This is a genomic window from Dyadobacter sp. SG02 (assembly GCF_900109045.1).
GTDB lineage: Bacteria > Bacteroidota > Bacteroidia > Cytophagales > Spirosomataceae > Dyadobacter.
Map to the genome: position 1 here is coordinate 170307 of NZ_FNYL01000007.1, position 20505 is coordinate 190811.

General features: G+C 51.3%; 14 protein-coding genes. 11 read left to right on the plus strand and 3 right to left on the minus strand.

Features of this window, described 5'->3' with window-relative positions:
* The first annotated feature begins 2 nt into the window (after positions 1 to 2).
* Entirely contained in the window at positions 3 to 581 is a 579-nt protein-coding gene (locus BMW93_RS18050) for a Crp/Fnr family transcriptional regulator (protein WP_090379294.1), read from the plus strand.
* Positions 582 to 727: 146 nt separating this feature from the next.
* Positions 728 to 1192 carry a PA2169 family four-helix-bundle protein gene (locus tag BMW93_RS18055; RefSeq protein ID WP_090379296.1) on the plus strand — a complete coding sequence of 155 codons (465 nt, stop codon included), beginning with the start codon at positions 728 to 730 and terminating at the stop codon, positions 1190 to 1192.
* 82 nt (positions 1193 to 1274) lie between these two features.
* Here the strand turns inward: BMW93_RS18055 and BMW93_RS18060 are convergent, their stop codons facing one another.
* Positions 1275 to 1667, minus strand: coding sequence for a hypothetical protein (locus BMW93_RS18060; RefSeq protein WP_090379300.1), 393 nt, complete (start codon positions 1665 to 1667; stop codon positions 1275 to 1277).
* A 301-nt stretch (positions 1668 to 1968) separates the two neighbouring features.
* Between BMW93_RS18060 and BMW93_RS18065 the strand changes: the two genes are divergently transcribed.
* The 8 genes from BMW93_RS18065 (at position 1969) to BMW93_RS18100 (ending at position 14267) form a co-directional block, all read left to right on the plus strand.
* On the plus strand, positions 1969 to 2340 hold the full coding sequence (locus BMW93_RS18065) for a hypothetical protein (protein WP_090379303.1): 372 nt from the start codon (positions 1969 to 1971) through the stop codon (positions 2338 to 2340).
* A 322-nt stretch (positions 2341 to 2662) separates the two neighbouring features.
* On the plus strand, positions 2663 to 3463 hold the full coding sequence (locus tag BMW93_RS18070; protein ID WP_218147708.1) for a glycerophosphodiester phosphodiesterase family protein: 801 nt from the start codon (positions 2663 to 2665) through the stop codon (positions 3461 to 3463).
* Positions 3464 to 3550: 87 nt separating this feature from the next.
* On the plus strand, positions 3551 to 4105 hold the full coding sequence (locus BMW93_RS18075; protein WP_090379306.1) for an RNA polymerase sigma factor: 555 nt from the start codon (positions 3551 to 3553) through the stop codon (positions 4103 to 4105).
* A gap of 22 nt (positions 4106 to 4127) precedes the next feature.
* Positions 4128 to 5129, plus strand: coding sequence for a FecR family protein (locus BMW93_RS18080; protein WP_090379309.1), 1002 nt, complete (start codon positions 4128 to 4130; stop codon positions 5127 to 5129).
* Between the two features lie 120 nt (positions 5130 to 5249).
* Positions 5250 to 8687, plus strand: a complete 3438-nt coding sequence (locus tag BMW93_RS18085) for a TonB-dependent receptor (RefSeq protein WP_090379311.1) — start codon at positions 5250 to 5252, stop codon at positions 8685 to 8687.
* A 40-nt stretch (positions 8688 to 8727) separates the two neighbouring features.
* Complete coding sequence (locus BMW93_RS18090) at positions 8728 to 10170, plus strand: RagB/SusD family nutrient uptake outer membrane protein (protein WP_090379314.1); 1443 nt, start codon at positions 8728 to 8730, stop codon at positions 10168 to 10170.
* Between the two features lie 113 nt (positions 10171 to 10283).
* Complete coding sequence (locus BMW93_RS18095; RefSeq protein ID WP_143061672.1) at positions 10284 to 10718, plus strand: hypothetical protein; 435 nt, start codon at positions 10284 to 10286, stop codon at positions 10716 to 10718.
* A 12-nt stretch (positions 10719 to 10730) separates the two neighbouring features.
* Positions 10731 to 14267 (plus strand): VCBS repeat-containing protein, encoded by a 3537-nt coding sequence (locus tag BMW93_RS18100; protein ID WP_090379320.1) that lies wholly within the window; start codon positions 10731 to 10733, stop codon positions 14265 to 14267.
* Positions 14268 to 14380: 113 nt separating this feature from the next.
* On the opposite strand, the gene BMW93_RS18105 is transcribed toward BMW93_RS18100, so the two are convergent.
* Positions 14381 to 15808: a glycoside hydrolase family 30 beta sandwich domain-containing protein gene (locus BMW93_RS18105; RefSeq protein ID WP_090379323.1), complete on the minus strand. Its 1428-nt coding sequence runs from the start codon at positions 15806 to 15808 to the stop codon at positions 14381 to 14383.
* Positions 15809 to 15948: 140 nt separating this feature from the next.
* Between BMW93_RS18105 and BMW93_RS18110 the strand changes: the two genes are divergently transcribed.
* Positions 15949 to 18927, plus strand: coding sequence for a triple tyrosine motif-containing protein (locus BMW93_RS18110; protein WP_090379326.1), 2979 nt, complete (start codon positions 15949 to 15951; stop codon positions 18925 to 18927).
* A gap of 39 nt (positions 18928 to 18966) precedes the next feature.
* Here the strand turns inward: BMW93_RS18110 and BMW93_RS18115 are convergent, their stop codons facing one another.
* Positions 18967 to 20496, minus strand: coding sequence for a RagB/SusD family nutrient uptake outer membrane protein (locus BMW93_RS18115; RefSeq protein ID WP_090379860.1), 1530 nt, complete (start codon positions 20494 to 20496; stop codon positions 18967 to 18969).
* Between the last annotated feature and the right edge of the window lie 9 nt (positions 20497 to 20505).

Here is a 20505-nt window from a genome sequence, read left to right on the forward strand (position 1 = left end):
TTATGTTTGAAAAGATTAACAATTACGCACTGAGGTGCTTGCCATTTACCCCACAAGACCTCGAATATTTCGATTCGTTACTTCAATTCAAAGCATATTCCAAAAAGACCTTCTTGTTGCAACAAGGGGAGGTTTGTCAGTTTGAAGCCTACATTTTAAAAGGTTGTATCCGCACCTATTACATCGATAGCGCCGGGGCGGAGGTGACGCTGCAATTCGCGGTGGAGGATTGGTGGGTGAGCGACATTACCAGTTTTCATAATCAGACGCCGAGCCACGTGTATATCGAGACGCTGGAAGACTGCGAAGTACTGATCCTCACGCCTGAAACGAAGGAGAAGCTGCTTTCAACCGTTCCCGGTTTCGAGCGGATGTTCCGTCTGATGGTGCAACGCAACCTCGCGCAGACGCAGGAGCGCTTGTTCAGAACCATTTCTAACAGTGCCGTTGAAAAGTACCTCGATTTCCTGGAAAGGTATCCGGCTATTCCTCAGCGTGTTGCCCAGCATTACATTGCCTCGTACCTGGGCTTTTCTCCCGAGTTTTTGAGTAAAGTCAGAAGGAAATTGAGTGAAAAATAGGGAGAGGGCGTACCACTAAGCGGCTCATTCCCTGCATATACGGCGCAAAAACCTCCACAAATCACTAAACCAAAGCCGCCTGGCTGGCTGGAAACAGCTTGGAATAATAATTTTTAAGATTGCCGCATCACCAATCATGAATCATCATGGCGCAAAATGCAGCAATCATAGAAATTCTCAATGACCTGATCCTGATCAACAACGACCGTGTCGTCGGCTACGAAAAGGCCTATGACGAGACGGACGCCAGCGATACTGACCTTCGTTCGCTATACAACAGCCTTGCAAACCACAGCCGTGACAACGTACTCGAACTGAATGGCGAAGTGACCGCTTTGGGTGGCGAACCGGCGACAGGTACCATGATATCGGGTAAGCTGTACAGGGTTTGGATGGACGTCCGGGCTGCGTTCAGCAGCGATGGCCGCAAAACCTCACTGGAAAATTCAGAATTCGGCGAAGACGCCGCACAAAAAGCATACGACTCGGCACTTGAATCGGATGACCTGACGCCCGAACTCCGCGCGCTCGTTACACGCCAGAAAGCCACGCTGAGGAGCGGGCACGATACGATCAAGCGGCTCCGCGATTCGGAAAAAGCATATCATTAAAAGAGCACAGCAAATTGCATATCATCAGCAAACTAAATAGGCCGGTTTTTGACCGGCCTATTTTATTGTTGCGTGTGCCGCATTAACCCTTGTAAGTAGTAATGAGTATTTCCGAATCGGCCAGCGCGGTGATCGAATGGGCGAGGTGAGCGTGGAACGACATCATCTGGCCATTTGTCGTGTAAAATACACGGCCTTCGGTTTCCACTTTCAGTTCACCGGATAGCACCTGGAAGGTAAGGCATTCGTCGATCGAATGGTCGTTTAAGATTGCGCCCGATTTCAGAATGGCGACGACGATCGTGATTTTGTCCGATTTGTAGACGGTGATCGCATTCCGGTCATTTTTCGCCCAGGATTTTTCCGATCGGAGCTGTTCCAGGTACATGGGAATATCAGTGAAAACATAAGGCGCATCCAGGATACGATCTCCCTCGGGACGGCTTCCGGTCGACTGGTTGGATTTGATTTCCATTGACATGGTGAATAAGGTGTTGATCAATACATTTTGGGAGGCAGGAAAATCATGCCATTGTGATTTTGGTAATTTTTTTAATAAATTTTATAAAAAAAATCCTGCTAATGCAACCTTCCGCTCTACTTTGCCCGCGGGCAATTTCACCTTATCTGAATTGCTTTTTACCATGAAATACTTGGCTCAAACGAATGAGTTTTGCCTTTTGATCACAAGATCGACCGTTGAATAAATGAAATAGTACTTTTTTTAGAGTTATTCCATTATTTTTGGGCATCACACTCTTAACTAAAATTTAGCTGTGGAATTTAATAACAGGGAAATCGGCGCTACATTTATTCTGGTCTGCATCGTAGCTTTTTGGACTTTATCGTCTATTCGCAGGCGGATCTCGGAAGAGAGAAAGAAGAAGATTCTCAAACAAGGCGTTCAGGCGAACGCTACCGTTCTGGCCATCCGGCCGACGGGTGAATACCTCAACAACCTGCCTGAATTTCAGGTGCAGGTGCAGGTGCAGCCAAAGGCTGGTAATGATTTTGTAACGGAAATGCGGGAGGTTCTTCCTTTTGCCAAATATGATTCTCTCCGCAAAGGCACTCAGGTACTCGTTAAATATGACCCGGAATATTACAAAAGAGCGATTTTCCTGCAAATGGCGGAAACTTTGATCTGACTTCTGATCTTTACTTATTTATGAAAAAAGGGCCTCGAAAAAGGCCCTTTTTTCATTGGAAGAAAATCGTGAGAGCAAAATAGTGTGTGCATAATGCTTCACGGAATAAGAGTGTGTGGCGTGATCGTGGATCGTTCAGGATGACTAATACAAATGAAATACGTAAAACTGACGTTCCCAAAGGCGATGTGTTACAGGCAGGGCAGAATGAGCGATCGGTAAATGGCGCCCTGATTGGCCCGTTTTTGCGCTTTATATTATTGTTAAGGGCGTTTCCGGCAACCGATCCGGTGGTACCTTTGCAATCTCAAAAAGATCTTCCATGAAGCAACTTTTCTCCCTGATTCTCGCCTTTGTTCCGGTAATGTACTTCGCCAACGTATATGGTCAGGGTAAGACGATCGGCCTGATCGCTCACCGGGGCGGGGTAGTGGACAGCTCTTTTACGGAAAATGGCTTGCCTGCATTGAAAGAGGCGGCCCGACAAGGTTACAAAATGATCGAAACGGATATGCGCGTGACGGCCGACGGTGTTTTGATCGCCAACCACGATGCGGATTTCAACCGGTTCTATGGCGATCCGCGCAAAGTAACGGAGACGACCTGGGCGGATGCACACAAACTCACCAGCAAACTGGATGGCAACCACCCGATGCTTCTCGAAGATGTGTTCAGGTTTTGTGCTGAAAATAAAATGGCCGTCATGCTCGATAACAAAATCGTCGGACTGGATTCCGCACTCTTTTCCGGGCTCAACGCAATGCTCGATCGGTATCACCTCAGGGAAACAGCCCTGATGATCGGTACCGACGAATCTACCGGATACTTTACTGGCAAAGTGCGGTTGAGCTGTTCCCGAAAACAGTTGGAGGAGAATAAGCAAAAGCCGGGTTATCGGCCAGATCACTATTACCTTTTCGAAAGGCCGGCAAGCCTCACGCGCGAGGATGTAGCGTGGGCGCGGGAAAACGGCATCCGCGTTGTGGCGGCGGCCAACAAGTTCCATTACCGCAAATCCGCCGACATGATGGCTGACGCAAAAAAGGATTGTGAGCGCATGCTTGCCTACGGGGTGACCGAATTTCAGATCGATTCGGAGTTCCGGCAGTTTCTGCGGAAATAGTTTTTCTGAAAAAAAAGACAAATCTGTTTAGGGGTTAGCGAAAGTTGTTTGACTCTACATGCAGATTCCGGATAAAGGAGCACCCTCATGACTAAATTTCTAACCGATGAACAGCTGGTAACGCAGCTCCGGGAAGGCAACAAGCGTGCTTTCGAGGAGATCTACGACCGTTACTGGTACAAGCTGTTTTGCATTTCCTATCGTCAGGTTGGATCGCGGGAAGAATCGGAGGAACTGGTGCACGATATATTCGAGAGTCTCTGGAACAAGCGGTCGGATACCGAAATCAGAAATCTGGGAACATACCTGGTGATTGCGATGAAGTACCGGGTGACCAATTTTATCAAATCACAAATCACTTGGCGCAGGTACCAGGAGTATCTGATCCTGAACAAAATCCAGGAAACCTATTCGACGGACGAGATCGTGCAGTTTTCGGACTTGTCACGCGCTGTGGACGATGTAATGCGCAAGCTGCCTGAAAAAACCAGCCGGGTATTCCAGCTGAGCCGCTTCGAAAACCGACCGGTGAAGGATATTGCCGAGGAACTGAATATCTCCGAAAAAGCCGTGGAATACCATATTACCAAATCATTGAAAGCATTGAGAGAAAATCTCTGGATGTATTATTCCAGTAACTAAAACCTATACACGCCTTCGCAAAATGACAAATGATAGCTACGAAAAACTGATTGAGAGATATATTGCCGGGGAGACGTCGGTAGAGGAGGATTTGCGGGTGGAGCAGTACCTCAAAGAGAATCCGGCTGACGATTCGGAAGTGTTGTTGTCTGAAAAGGAGGAAATCGGCCGACGTATCCGGCAGAAATTGCTGGCGAACACCACGAGAAAGCCCGTGAGAATAGGCTGGTGGGCTGCCGTAGCGGCGTCGGTAGCAGTACTGGCAGGGGTATTCTGGTATAATGCGCCCAAGCGGGCTGCCTACTTTCCTGCATTGAGTTCGATATGGACCTGGAACGACGATGACGAAGGCTTTGCCGTACGCAACACCTCGCACAAACCCCAGCGACTGACTTTGGAAGACGGCAGCGTGGTCATTCTCCAACCCAATAGCCGGATCAGTTATCCCGAGCATTTCGGAGAGCGGAAAAGAATGGTGTACCTGCATGGAGAAGCGTTTTTTCAAGTAAAAAGAGATGTGACGAAGCCGTTTATCGTTTCTACGGAAAATTTGGCTACACAGGTCCTGGGGACTAGTTTTAATGTAAAATCTTACGACGGCGCAGGCTCGATCGAGGTGCAGGTCGCTACCGGGCGCGTTTCCGTGTACGAGAACTCCGACAGCAAGACGGCCAGCAAAAACGGTTTCATATTGACGCCCAACCAGAAAGTCGTGTTCGATAAGGAATCGCGGAAAATGGAACTGGGCATTGTGAAAAACCCGGTAGCGGTAAAATCGGCCGAGTCGGGGACGCGGTTTGAATTTGCCGAAACGCCCGCAGAGGATGTGCTGGCATTGCTGGAAAAGACCTACGGCATCGATATCGTCGTGGAAGGCGATGTGTTGCGGAATTGTCTTTTTACCGGGGACCTCAACGAATTACCGATGTTCGATCAGCTCGACCTGATTTGCAAGGCGGTGAATGTGGAATATGAGCGCCGCGGCGCCTCGCTGTTTGTTTCAGGCGAAGGTTGTTCTAACTGATTGATAATGAAAAGTAAAGCCGGTCATGCGCTAACATGTCCGGCCGTTTTGAATACCCTTCCTGGCAGAAGGTTACCCGTTTGTTTTTGAGTTGTTCAGATCACAAAAACCTTTAAAATTATGCATAAAAAAATACCCTACAAAAGGGTTGTTTACAAAGTCATGAGTACTACGGCTAAACAACTTTTGCTTGCTTTGATATGCTGCGGGATCTCCATGGCACACGGCGTTTATAGCCAGGAGTTGCTGAATAAGGAGATTTCGCTGAAAGTCGAGTCGCTGGAAATCCGGCAGGTTTTACGCCAGATCGAAAAGCAGGCCGACGTCAAGTTCGTATACAGCTCGGGCAGCGTCCAGGGCAGGAGTACGGTAGCTGCCAAACAGCTCCAGGGTTCGCTCAGCCGCGTGCTCGACCAATTACTCACGCCCCTGAACGTGTCGTACGAGGTAGTAGGGAATTCGCGGATATTGTTGCGAAAAAAGAGCGACCCGCAAAGCGCAGCGCCCTTTAGCGCCGGGACCGCGGGTACCATCGTCGAGCGGACCATTACCGGAAAGGTGGTGGACGAGAAGGGAGACGGCCTCCCGGGCGTGAATATCCTCATAGTAGGCAGCCAGAAAGGCACCACATCCGATCAAAACGGTCAGTACCAGCTTAGTGTGCCCGACAATGGCGCCACATTACGGTTTTCGTTCATCGGTTATGTGAGCCAGGATGCCGTGGTCGGCAATAACTCGGCCATTAACATTACAATGGCGCCGGATGTGAGCGCATTGAAAGAAGTGGTGGTGGTAGGTTATGGTACCCAGGAGAAAAAGGATGTTACCGGCGCGGTATCATCCGTCAAAGGTTCTGATTTTCAAAACCTTCCATCCGGCGGTGCGCAACAGGCATTGCAAGGCCGCGCTGCGGGTGTGAACGTGATCCGTAACGGTGGTGCGCCGGGCGATGCGGGAACGATCCAGATCCGTGGCTTTGGAACGGTGAATAATGCCGATCCGCTGGTGGTCATCGACGGCGTCCCGGCCGGTTCGATGAATGACGTGAACCCGAACGATATCGAATCCATTGAAATCCTGAAAGACGCTTCGGCATCCGCCATTTACGGAACACGCGCGGCGAACGGCGTCGTGATCATCACCACCAAGCGTGGTACTTTCGACAACCCGATCAGTGTAACGTTGAATGGGTATGCCGGTATCAGCAACCGTATCAAAACCCTGGATATGCTGGAAGCGCCCGACCTGGCGGCATTGAAACGGGAGGCTTACAAAAATGACGGCTTACCGGTACCACCGATTTGGGAAGATGCCCAATACCAGACCCAGAAAACCAACTGGCAGGACGCATTGCTCAAACAAGGCGTTACCCAGAACTACGACGCGGCGATCCGTGGAGGCGGCAAATATTCGTCTTTCTCGATTTCAGGCGGATATTATAATGAAAAGGGTATTATCGGCAAGTCTTATTATAAAAGGTATACATTCCGCGTCAACTCGGATCACAAAATTGGTTCGCGGCTGAAAATAGGGCAGAACCTGCAATTCACGAATACGCATAACACCTCGCCGAATACGACCTCCTCGCAAACCGGTTTGCTTTGGAGCGCCATTCGCTTCCATCCCGGCTTGCCGATCCGCAATGCCGATGGTTCTTACAGCTCAACCAAAGGTATCGGCGCGTTTGGGGACATTAATAACCCCATTTTCACGGTTGATAACCAGGATCAGAACAATATCCGCAACCGCATTCTGGGTAGCCTTACCGGCGAGCTCGAATTGCTGAAAGGCCTGAAATTGCGTGCAAACCTTGCTATGGACGCTACTTTTTCCGAAAGCACGAATTTCGAGGTAAAAATCAATGACCAGTTCCGTACCAATTCCTACAATCAGCTGGATCTGACGCATGGTAAATACTGGTCGTTCTTGCAGGAATATTTTCTTTCCTACGACAAAAAATTCGGTGCACACAGCCTGAACCTTGTCGGCGGTTATACTTCGCAAACATTCAACAGCATTTCCTCCAAACAACGCGGCCGCGACTTCGCGAGCGAGGACCCGACCTTGCGTTACCTGCAATATGCGGGAACGATCGTATCCGTGGCGGGTGAGGATGGTAACCGCAGTTACGATGCGCTGGCGTCATGGTTTGGCCGTGCCAACTACTCGTTCATGGATCGCTATTTGCTCACGGCCACCTTCCGTTCCGATGGTTCTTCCAAATTCGCGCCGGGCAACCGCTGGGGTTATTTCCCCGCATTCTCGTTGGGATGGAGGCTTTCCGAAGAGGATTTCTTCAAAAACGCATTGCCGGTGTTCAGCAACTTCAAGCTGACGGGCGGCTGGGGCCAGCTGGGTAATCAGAACGTGAACTCGCTGCAATACCTGGCGCTGATCAACTCGTCGTACCGCTACGCATTGGGCGCGGGCGGCACGCAAAACCCGATTTCGGGCGCTGCACAGAGCCGCCTGGCTAACCTGCAAATAGGCTGGGAAACGGCGGAAATGAGCAACTTCGGCGTGGAAGCGGGACTTTGGAAGAATGCATTGTATCTCTCGGTCAACTATTTCATCAAGGATACCAAGAAAATGTTGCTCGCGCCGCCGTCTGTCGGAACGATCGGTACTTCGGTTATCCCTGACCAGAACATTGGCCAGCTGCGCAACAAGGGTGTAGAAATAGAGGCATCCTTCCGCCACTCTTTCGGCGATTTGACCCTGAACGTGAGCGGTAATGCCACATTCATCAAAAACCGCATTACCCAACTCGCTACGCCGGGCGGCTTCCTCGCCTCGCAGCTGTACGGACGCGGGCAGCAGGAGATCGTGCGCACGTACGAGAACCATCCATATGGCACATTCTACGGTTATAAAGCCGACGGATTATACCAAAGCCAGGCGGAAATCGATTCCGACCCGAACATTGCCAACGATTCCCGCAAAAGCAACGGGCAGATTCACCCCGGCGACGTTCGTTTCATGGATTTGAACGGCGACGGCATTGTGGACGACAAGGACCGGACGATTATAGGAAGCCCTCAACCGAAGGTAAACTATGGTTTGAATGCAGGGTTGAACTACAAAGGATTTGACTTTAACCTGTTCTTCGTGGGCGTAGGCGGCGTTTCGATCTTCAATGCCGACCGCATGCAGGGCCTCGATGCGAGCTATTCTTTCAATTTGTACCAGGAAGCGAGCGAGCGCTGGAATGATGCCGGCACCAGCAACACGGTGCCGCGCGTGAGCATCGATAACCCTAACCGTAACTTCCGTCCCTCGGACTTGTTTATCGAGAAAGGCGATTTCTTCCGTCTCAAAAACTTCACATTGGGTTATACCATTCCTAAATCTGTGATAGAGAAGGTGAAACTGACGCAGGCCAGGATTTACGTGACCGGTCAGAACGTGTTCACGATCACGAAGTACAGCGGTCTGAACCCCGAGCTGGGTTATGTGGGCGGAGACAAGGCAGCCGGATTGTACAATCAGCTGAACGTCGACTACGCGCAATACCCACAGGCGCGCACGTGGACGATCGGCGCCACTTTGTCCTTTTAACCAAAATTCAGATCGAAAGCAGATATCAAAGACAATCGACATGAAAAAGATACATATACTGGCCGGATGGCTTTTCCTGATGGCCGTAACCAGTTGTAACGACGACCTGCTCGACAGCACGCCGTACGGACAGGTAACCTCCCAGCAATTCTGGCGCAATGGCGACGACGTGGTGGCAGCCACCAACGCCATTTACGCCCCGTTGCTGAACGAAGACGGTTTCGCCCACACCGAATACACGTTCGACAACTGCTCCGACGATATGAACCGCGCAGGCGACCATTCCGACGAGACTTCGCTCGAAATGTTCACCTTCGATGCGGCCAATTCGCACATTTTGGCTACCTGGTCTACCAAATACGAGGTGATTTCCCGCGCCAATGCGGTGCTGATCAACGCCCCGAAAGTGACTATGGACGAAGCATTGCGCAACCGCAGCATGGGCGAGGCGTATTTCCTTCGCGGGTTCGTATACTGGCGCCTTTCGCTGATTTACGGCGAAGTACCTATTATCCTGGAAGACGACGCGTTAAAAAACAACTATAACAAGGCCAAAGCAACGCTCGCGGAGGTACGCGCGCAGGCTGAATCGGATTTTCAAAAGGCGGCTACGTTACTGCCCGTAAGTTATGACGATGGACAATCGGGCCGGGTTACGCAGGGTTCTGCGAACGGGTTTTTGACAAAATTGTATGCATACCAGGAAAACTGGGCAAAAGCGATTGAGTCGGGACAAAAAGTAATCGGTAATGCAGCTTACAAGCTGGCCGACAACTACGACCAGAACTTCCAGCTCACGACCGAGAATAACCCCGAAATCCTGTTCTCCCTTCAATACGAAACCGGCTGGACGACGGACAATTCACCGACTTTCTACCACACGCCGCAGGCATTTGGCGGATGGGGCTTCCACGAACCGATCGAAGATCTCGTGCAGGAGTTCGAAAAAGGCGACCCGCGCCGAGCGTACTCCATTTACAGCCCGGGCGACAAGATCAATCGTGGCTCGGCGGGAACGACTACTTTCGCAGCCAATATGACCCGCGTGACGGGCTATTCGTTCCGTAAGTACACCAGCTTCACCGACGCCGGCGATATGAGCCAGAGCCTGAATGCGCCTTTCCTGCGTTCGGCGGACGTGTACCTGCTCGTGGCCGAAGCGAAAATCCGTTCCAGCCAAAGCGGTGATACCGAACTGAATGCTGTCCGGAAACGTGCCGGACTACCCGCCAAAACAGGCGCGAAAATAGCCGACATCATGCACGAACGCCGCGTAGAACTGGCCGGCGAAAACGAACGCCACCAGGACCTCATGCGCTGGGACAAAGCCGGGCTGATCGACATTGCCGCGCACTACAAAATCGCCCGGGGGCCATTCAAACCAAGCCGCAATTTCATTAAACCCAAACATTACTACTTCCCACTCCCGCAACGTGAAGTGGATTTGAGTAATGGGGTTTTGAAGCAGAACGGTAATTACTAATGATTGAATGAGCCGCCGTGGAACGGGGAATGATTGAATGATTGAATGAGTGAATGAGTGAATATTTTCTTTACAAACTATTCACTCATTCAATCATTCAAAATTAAATGGCCATGCTAAAATTTCGAATCCTCCTGACCGTGATCTTACCGGTCCTAGTTTTGGCGTCCTGCGATACCCGCGAGCGCGAGCTCACAGGCGTCTGGCGTACGGACTCGATCAGCAACTTTGTGAATGGGTTCAGCTTTACCAATAATACTTTCGACGAGCATTGGTCCACGTTCGAGTATGATGCCGATGGCATGATGACGGAGCGGAAGAAAGAGAAGTTTAAAACCTATCGTTACCAGCTTCCAACCGCTGACTCACTGGTTTATACCGATTCGACGGGCCATCGGTTGAGTGGGTTTCAGATCGTGAAGCTGACAGACGAGCATTTGATATTGAAAAAGGCTCAGAAACCGTATCTTCCGGGAAAAAATCAGGAGTTGTATGAAGTCCGGTTTTTTACCAAAATTCATGCAAAACCTGCCGCAGGATCGCAATAATAGCATTCGCTCATGACCCGTCCGTTATCCCTGTTTCTGTGCATTATCTGGCTGATCTGCGCTTGTACCACTAAAAAGAACGATCAAAAGTTGTTCGTACTGCTTTCACCGGACGAAACAGGCGTTCATTTCAACAACCGGCTCCACGAGGACGACCAGCTCAATATCCTTACCTACGAATATTTTTACAACGGCGGCGGGGTAGGAGCGGGCGACATCAACAACGACGGTCTGACCGACCTGTTCTTTACCGGAAATATGTCGGAGAGCAAGTTGTACGTCAATAAAAGCAAAGATCAGCGGATTGAATTTGAAGATATTACGGCAAAATCGGGCATTCACATACCCGAAGGCTGGGCGAGGGGCGTGGCGATGGTGGATATTAATGCCGACGGTTTCCTTGATATTTACGTTTGCCGCGCGGGACCCGCACAGGTGGGTACGCTATCCAACCTGCTCTTCATCAACCAGAAAAACAATACATTTAAAGAAGAAGCAAAAGCATATGGGCTGGACTACAACGGTAATACCACCCAGGCCGCATTCTTCGATTACGACCACGATGGCGATCTGGATGCCTACCTCGTAACGAATGTGATGAATATGCGCGGCCCGAATAACATCCGGGCCAAGGTAAGCGACGGCTCTTCGCCGAACGCCGACCGACTCTTTCGCAACAATGGAAATGGCACATTTACGGATGTTTCAAAGGAATCGGGCATTCAGGAAGAAGGTTACGGCCTGGGTATTGCCGTGACCGATGTGAACAACGACGGCTGGCCGGATGTCTACATTTCAAACGATTATGTCTCGAATGACCTGCTTTATATCAATCAGCACAACGGTACATTCAAAAACGAAATAGCCTCCTATTTCAAACACCAGAGCTATTCGGCGATGGGTAACGATGCGGCGGACATCGATAACGACGGCCTGGTGGACTTCATCACCGTGGATATGCTGCCCGAAGACCCTGTTCGCCGCAAGAATATGTTCGGGCTGATGAACTATGACCGGCATTTATCGGAGCTGCGGATGGGTTACGAGCCGCAGTTCATGCGCAACACGTTGCAGCACAATGAAGGCAATACGCCAGGCGGAAAGCAACCGGTTTTCAGCGAAATAGGGCGGTATTCGGGTGTGGAAGCCACGGATTGGAGCTGGGGCGCATTGTTTGCCGACTATGATAACGACGGTTTCCGCGACCTGATGATCACCAACGGCTACCCCAAGGACATTACCAACCGCGATTTCGTGATTTACCGCATGGCCGAGTACGAAATGCAAATGCGCTCGGGCGGCGGCGACAGTCGCAAGCTGGCCGAAGCATTAAAGAAAGTAGAAGGGGCTCACGTGCCCAATTACCTTTTCGCGAACAATCACGACCTCACATTCGCCAATAAATCCAACGAATGGGGCTTTGATATCCCTTCATTCTCCAACGGCGCCGTCTACGCCGATTTCGATAACGATGGCGATCTCGACATTGCGATGAACAACATCGATAGCGAGGCATTTTTATACGAAAACCACTCCGAACGAAAGCCCGATCAGCATTCACTGACCGTCAAACTGAAAGGCCCCGCGCTGAACCGCGACGGTCTCGGCGCTAAAATCTGGCTTTGGACAGCCAAAGGCAAGCAGTATGCCGAGCATTCGCCCTACCGCGGGTACCAGTCGACGACGGAACCGAACCGTGTGCATTTCGGATTGGGTAATGTATCCCAAATCGATAGTGTGACCATTGTCTGGCCCGATTCGCGGATGCAGGTTTTGAAGCATGTAAAAGCGGATCAATGGCTCGAACTGGATCACGCCAGGGCAACCGGTAATGCACCTGCTAACTACGCATTGCCGGTGGCTAATGCCCCATTGTTTGCAGGGGTGCAAAATACCGGGATTGATTTCCAGCATAAGGACGACCTTTATATTGATTTCAAAATACAGCCGCTGCTGCCGCATTTATTATCCCAAAACGGTCCGGGTGTTGCTGTGGCCGATGTGAATGGCGACGGGCTCGACGATTTTTACGTGGGCGGGGCATTTAATCAGTCGGGGCGCGTATTTGTGCAGGACAAGCAGCAGCGTTTCAGCTCGAAAGTACTGGTGGCCGGGCAAAAATACGAGGAGGATATGGGCACGCTCTTCTTCGATGCCGATGGCGACGGCGACCACGATTTGTACGTCGTGAGCGGTAGCAACGAGTTCGAGGCCGGTTCCAAATATTATCAGGACAGGTTGTATATCAATGATGGCAAAGGTAATTTTAACCTGAATACCAATGCATTACCGCCACTTTCGGGCAGTGGGTCTACCGTAAACGCTGCCGATTTCGATCGCGACGGCGATCTCGATTTATTCGTCGGAGGCAGGCTTTGTCCCGGCGCTTACCCGATGCCCGGCGAAAGTTACCTTCTCCGGAACGACGGCGGCCGGTTTGTGGAAATAACACAGCAGGTGTGTCCTGAAATCAGGACCATTGGCATGGTTACCACTGCATTATGGACCGATTTCGATCAGGATGGCTGGGTCGACCTCATCGTAACCGGGGAATGGATGCCCATTGTTTTTTACAAAAATAGTCACGGCAAATTACGCAACGTCAGCCCGCAAACCGGCTTGAAAAACACCACCGGCTGGTGGAACAGCATCGTTTCCGGCGATTTCGACGAAGACGGCGACACCGATTATGTACTCGGTAATGTTGGCCTCAACAGCGAAGGAAAGCCCTCCAACGACAAGCCGCTGACCCTATTAGCCAAGGATTTTGATAAAAGCGGCACCATGGACCCGGTAATCGCCCGATATATCGGCAACGACCTGTATCCCACGCACCCGCGCGACGAAATGAACAGCCAGATGAATTTCCTCAAAAAGCGGTTCATCTACTACGCCGATTATTCCAAAGCGAAAATCACCGATGTTTTTAAACCCGAGGAGCTCAAAGACGCGCAGAAACTGGTTTGCGAAACCATGCAATCGGTGATGCTGGAAAACAAGGGCGGCGGCAAGTTTGAATTGAAATACCTGCCATCCGCAGCCCAAATGGGCGCTGTTTATGGCCTCGTAACCGAAGATTTAAATCAGGACGGCCACCTCGATCTGCTGCTTTCCGGCAACACCTACGCCACCGAATCGATCAGCGGGCGGCTGGACGGGTTGAATGGTTTGCTGATGGTTGGAGACGGCAAGGGCGCCTTTAAACCGCTTAATGTGGACCGAAGTGGCATTTTTGTACCCGGCGACGCCAAGGGAATGGTGCATTTACGATTGGGAAATGGCCGATCATTGGTGTTAGCCGCACAGAATAATGCGCCTTTGCTGGCATTTGCAGGCGTTGCGGCGGATGAGTCGGTTCATATTAAAACCAAGTCTCAGGATGCGGCGCTGGTTGCAACCTATGCCGACGGGCATTCGAGGCGCTTCGAATTATCCTACGGTTCAGGTTATTTATCGCAATCGGGCCGTAATGTAGCACTGCCGCGCGAGGGGTTGACGAAAGTGGTATTGACGGATTTCCGCGGGCGTATGCGGGAGGTTGCATTTTAGGCGCAAGTGCGGGTGTGCGTTTTAGTTGTTGTCGCATCCCTGACGGGATTTTCGTCCATCAAATAGGTGTTCTTTCTACCAATGTTACATCGCTACGCGATTTGCGCTCGCTTCTACCAAATAAACGTCCCAACCGACCCGGCTTTCAGGCTCACCGCCGCCGCATTTCCACCATCCTGAATCGTAAACTTCTTTTCCACGTCCGAATCGTTCAACACGATCAAAACCTTCTTGCCATCGGGACGTAAAAACGCCACATTCAATAATTTTTCGTCTGCGCTTTTAGTTACGTCGGCGCCGGATGCAATTCGCACGGAGCCCGGCCGCACGAATTTGGATGCGTGCGCTACCACATAATATGCCGCATTGCGGGTGACGTTGTCTCCATCGAGGGTGACGCCGCCCAGACAGCGGTCGCAGCCGCCGCGATCGGTGTAGGGGCGGTTTTGCGGGTTACTGGTCAGGTTCCATTCGAGCACGGTGCGGGCCCAGTTGCGGGTCGCGCCGATGGTCAGGTTTTTGATATGGTTCGGGAAATCTTTGGTAAAATTACCCGGCGCTCCCATCCATTGCTCGGTGAAATAGAGGTGCCTGTCGGGATGGGCGTCGTGGACTTTCGATAATGCGTCGATGGTACCGCCATAGAGATGGAATGCGGAGCCGTTCACGTATTTCTTCGCTTCCGGGTCGTCGAGGATCGTGATCGGATATTCGGGCTTGTCGGCATTATGGTCGTAAACGATGATTTTGGTACCGATTTTAGCCTTTTCGAATGCGGGTCCCAAATGCTTTTTAACAAAAACGGCCTGATCTTTCGCGAGTATCAGCAGGCTGGGGTTGTTGCCGGGGTGCAAAGGCTCATTCTGCACGGTAATGGCGTCGATGCGGATGCCTTCTTTTTTCATATCCTGCACGTAGCGCACGAAATACCTGGCATAGGCGTCGTACCATTCCGGTTTCAGGCTTCCGCCGCGGGTATCGCCGTTGTCCTTCATCCACACCGGTGGCGACCAGGGCGAGCCCAGGATTTTCAGTTTCGGGTTAATGACCAGTATTTCTTTCAAAACGGGTATCACGTCGTTCCGGTCGGGACCGAGGTTGAAATGCTTCATTTCCGGGTCGGTCTGGCCTTGCGGGATGTCGTCGTAGGAGAATACCTTCTCGTTCAGGTCGGATGCGCCGATGCTCACGCGCAGGTAAGCCATGCCAATACCATTACCCGATGTTGCAAAAAGTTCTTTCAGCAATGCGGCACGGGAGGCTTTGCTCATTCCCATTAAATGCTGTGCGCTGCCGCCGGTAAGCGTGAAACCGAAGCCGTCGATTTCCTGAAACTTCTTTTTTGCGTCGATGCTGATCGCAGGTGTTTCGGCGGAAGCCGCAGGTTTCTGGAATACGAGGGCAGGCTGCTGCTGAAACAATGCAGACTTATCGAGATTGGTCAGCCAGAAGTCGACTTTTTTCGATTGGGCGGATGCCATCAGGCAGGTCAGGAGGCAAATGCCAAGCAGCAATGTGGATTTTAGGTTGAGAAATCTCATGATAGACTCATATTGAAATACACTGAAAATAATGTAATATATTGCGAGTTCAAATGTAGGGGAACCTGCACAACAACGTGCATTGCGGGCTACTACATTACTACAACAACCTGACAAAATTGCGAAATAATTGCCCTGACGTGGCCCGTCACTACGTCAATCCGCTCATCGGTGTACTGCAATGCCGGAATAGGACACGAGTTACCTTCGTCCTGTTTCTGATCGTTTTTTGCGGACAGCTGCATGGGCAGAATACGATCGGATTGCCCGAGGTAGTCAATTATTCCAAACAAACCTACCACGCCGGTACCCAGAACTGGGCAATCCGACAGGGCCGGAATGGCATGATGTATTTTGCCAACAACGAGGGGTTGCTCACTTTCGACGGCATTTACTGGCGTACTTACCCATTACCTAATAAAACGAAGGTTCGCTCGCTGGAAATCGGGACGGATGGCCGCATTTACATCGGAGGCGAGAATGAGTTCGGCTATTTCACGCCCGACGCGCGCGGGGTTTTGCATTACGTTTCGCTGCGGAATCTTGTGCATGAGCGCGACCACAGCTTTGCCGATATCTGGAATGTGGCCGTGCTGAACGGGAGCGTGTTTTTCAGGGCCAGCAATCGCATTTTCGTATATGAAGACAATGCTGTTAGTGTTTTCAACGGCGGTTCGCATTGGCGCTTCATGGGTGTTTGCAATGGCATAGCCGTGGCGCAGGATGCAGCGAGCGGCCTGCTACGGTATGATAATGGCCGCTGGATTCCCTGGATCACCGCCGGCGAGTTGCCTTCCGAATACCTCACAACGGGCTTGTTACCAGTCGATAAACAAACTTCTCTGCTGGTAACCATGGACGCCGGCCTTTACCGGCTCTCCGGAGACCGGGCCACGCGCCTGCAATCCGCATTCATCGATCAGGTGAAAAGCGAGCGGATCTATGCGGCGACGCGGGTGAACGACAAGCTGATCGCCCTTGCTACGAGCCTCGGCGGTTGTTACATCGTCACCAATGAGGGCGAATTCGTACACCGCTTCGCCCGTGCCGACGGTTTGCAGAACAACAATGTGCTGAGCGTCTTCCGCGACCAGGATAAAAACCTGTGGCTGGGACTCGATAACGGTATCGATTTTATCGCTTACGACAACGCCATTAAGACGATGTACCCGGCGGCCACGAAAGACGAGGCAGGTTATGCATCCGTGATTTACAAGGACCGTCTGTATGTGGGGACCTCTAATGGCTTGTATTCGGTGGCGGTGGGGCAGTTCAATGACCTGAGTTATGTCAAGGGCACATTCACCAGCGTGGCAAACTCACGCGGGCAGGTGTGGGGACTTGCGGAGCTCAACGGGCGGCTGCTGATGGCGCATCACGAGGGCATTTTCGAGGTGGAGGGTAACCAGGCCCGGACGATCGAAAAGCGGAACGGTTTCTGGGGCTTTTTGCCGCTTTCGCGCATTTATCCGGTCAAAAAGGTGGCGGTAGGAAACTATAATGGGATCAATTTCCTGGAATATGATGGTCATGCATTCCGGCCTGCCGGAGGGGTTCCCGGCTTCGATGTGGCCGCGCGCTTCCTGTGCACGGACGCACGCGAGGAAAATGTGATCTGGACGTCGCACCCTTACCGCGGCGTGTACAAGGTTACGCTGTCGGACGATGAAAAGTCTCGCGCACGTTTGTACACGCACAAGGACGGATTGCCGCTTTCGCTGAACCACAATTATATATACAAAGTCAAAAACAAGATCCTGGTAGCCACCGAAAAAGGTATTTACGAATACAATGCCGCTGCCGACCGGTTCGCGGCGTCGGCCTACTACAACGGGATATTTAAGAACCTCGGTGTACGCTATCTCAAAGAAGATCAGGACGGTAATGTATGGTTTGTGCGGGGAAAGGAGCTCGGCGTGGTCGACATGAGCGGCGGCAATCCGAAGATCATTTTCCTTCCCGAGATCAACCACAAAATGGTGTCCGGCTTTGAATACATTCACCCCTTAAATGAAGAAAACATCCTGATAGGTGGTGAAAAGGGTATTTTTCATATCAATTACAAAAAATACAAACAGACCAAAAGCCATATCGACGTCCAGATCAGCGCCATGCGTTCATTCGGCACCGATTCGCTGCTTTTCGGGGGGTATTTTGGAGAAATTAATGAGGTTAAAAAGCAGTCCGACAACCAGGTACCACGCATTGCGAATCGCTTGAATTCAGTAGGATTTGAATTCTCTTCTACATTGTTCAGCCAGCAATCCAGCATTGAATATGCCTTTTTCCTGGAAGGGTTTGACAGCAACTGGTCGAACTGGTCGGCGCGGAGTGCGAAAGAGTACACGCATTTGCCGCCGGGGCATTATACATTCAAAGTAAAAGCGCGGAATAACTTCGGGAGCGAATCTGCGATAGCGGGTTACTCGTTTGTGATCCTGCCGCCGTGGTACCAGACGATCTGGGCGTACCTTGTGTATGGTTTGTTGATCCTGGGATGTGCGTGGCTCTTTTACAAATGGCAGGAAAAACGTTTCCTGCAACAGCAACAAATGCATTTGGAAGAGCAGAAACGGCTCCAATACCTGCATCAGCTGGAACTGGAAAAGAGCGAGAAAGAGATTATCAAACTCAAAAACGAGAAGCTGGAAGCCGAAATCCTGCACAAAAACACCGACCTGGCTACCTCCGCCATGCATCTGGTGCAAAAGGCGGAGCTGCTTTCGAAGCTCAAAACGGATCTGGTTAAAATTACCAAAAGTGCCGAGGACGATAAGATTAACGACGATCTGAAAAAGATGATCAAGGTAGTGGGGGACGAAAACAAGGTGGACAAGGACTGGGGCCAGTTCTCGAAGCATTTTGACAGTGTCCACAGCAATTTCCTCATTGCATTGAAAGAAAAATACCCGAACCTTACGGCCAATGAGCTGAAAATGAGTGCCTACCTGCGTATGAATCTTTCCAGTAAGGAAATCGCGCAGCTCATGAACATTTCGCTGAGAGGGGTGGAGGTGAGCCGCTACCGACTGCGCAAAAAATTACAGCTGCCTACCGAAGTGAATATGTTCAACTTCTTCCTCGGATTTCATATAGACGAGGCAAAAGAAAAGGCTTAGAGCAAAGCTCCAAGCCTTTCTGATCTGGGTAAGGAAACGCTACCTTGTTCCTCCCCATTCTTTACTCTGCTCGATTTTCGTGTTTTCCATTTCCAGCAAAGGAATCGGAAGAATTTCATGCTTGCCTGCCACGAAGCCTTTCGGTCCGAGCACGGTAGCCGCGTCGCCCCAGCGTACGAGGTCCATCCAGCGGTGGCCTTCGCCCGCGAGTTCGAGACGGCGTTCTTTTTTGATGTTTTCAAACGTCGCTGCTACCGGTTTCAATCCTACCCGTGCGCGTACCGCATTCAGGAGCGCGGCTGCGCGGGTGAGGTCGCCTGCACCGCGTACGAGGGCTTCGGCTTCGAGCAAATAGGTGTCGGCCAGGCGGGTATCGTACATATTCTGCGGGAAGTTCAGCTCGGGGGCGCCGGCACCGGTCCAGCGGTCTGACTGCCGTCCCGCGAATTTTTCGAGGAAATAGCCGGTATTCATATAACCTTTCTCATAGGCCACGGCGCCCGCTTTTTCGAGGCTGTCAAGGTTGGCAACGGTTGCTTTGTAACGCGGATCGAAATGGATCGCTTCGAATAGCGACGGCGTCACCGGCAGAAAGCTCCATCCCGAAACGTAGTCCGGCGCGGCATCCGACTTGCGGTTGTAGCCCCGTGGGCCCGTGATGATGTTCATTACATTACCCTCCGTACACGACACGCAGCTCCATCCGCCTGCGGAAGTATTGGTATAGGACAATTCAAAAATAGACTCGCTGTTGAACTTGTTCTTCGTCTTGAAAAGGTCGCCGAAATTGTCGAGCAGCTTGTAGCCGTAGGTATTGGTGCCGCCCGGCGTGCCATTCACTTTCGCCAGCTCCTGGGCTGCCTGCGCGAATTTGTTTTGATACAAATACACTTTACCTAAAATCGCATGCGCCGCGCCTTGCCCTACGCGTCCGCCTTCCGTTGCTACATTAATCGTAACCGGCAAGTCCGCGACTGATTCCGACAAATCCTTTTCGATCTGTGCGTAAACTTCTGCCGGCGTAGCTTGGAGCACGTCGTACATTTCCTGTGTGGAAATGGTGCGGGTAAACAGCGGCACGTTCTTGAACAACCTTACCAGCTCGAAGTAGAAATACCCGCGCAGGAATTTAGCTTCGGCCGTGTAGCGCTTTTTCAGCGTTTCATCCATCGGCACCGCAGGGAGTTTTTCGAGAATGGAATTCGTGCGGAACACGCCCGAGAAGCCCTTTCTCCATAGTTCTCCCTGTGGTCCGGTGGTCGGGTTTAGGGTATAGTTGGAAATGACCTGAAAATCCATGATGTCGCTCGGGCCGCCGCCGCCTGCAAAATGGTCGTCGGAAGCCGCATTCATCGTTGCGATCGTGGAAACGTAGCCGTTACCCTGCCAGCCCACCACGTCGTAGGCGGCTACAAGGCCGTTGAATGCCTCTTCCTGGTTGCGGTAATAGTTCGCTTCGAGGTTCAGCCCTTTGGGTTTCACGTCGAGAAAGCTGTCGGAGCAGGACATGAGCTGCAAACCGGCGGTAAATGCCAGGGCAGTCACGAATTTGTTATATCTCAATTTCATCTTATTCGT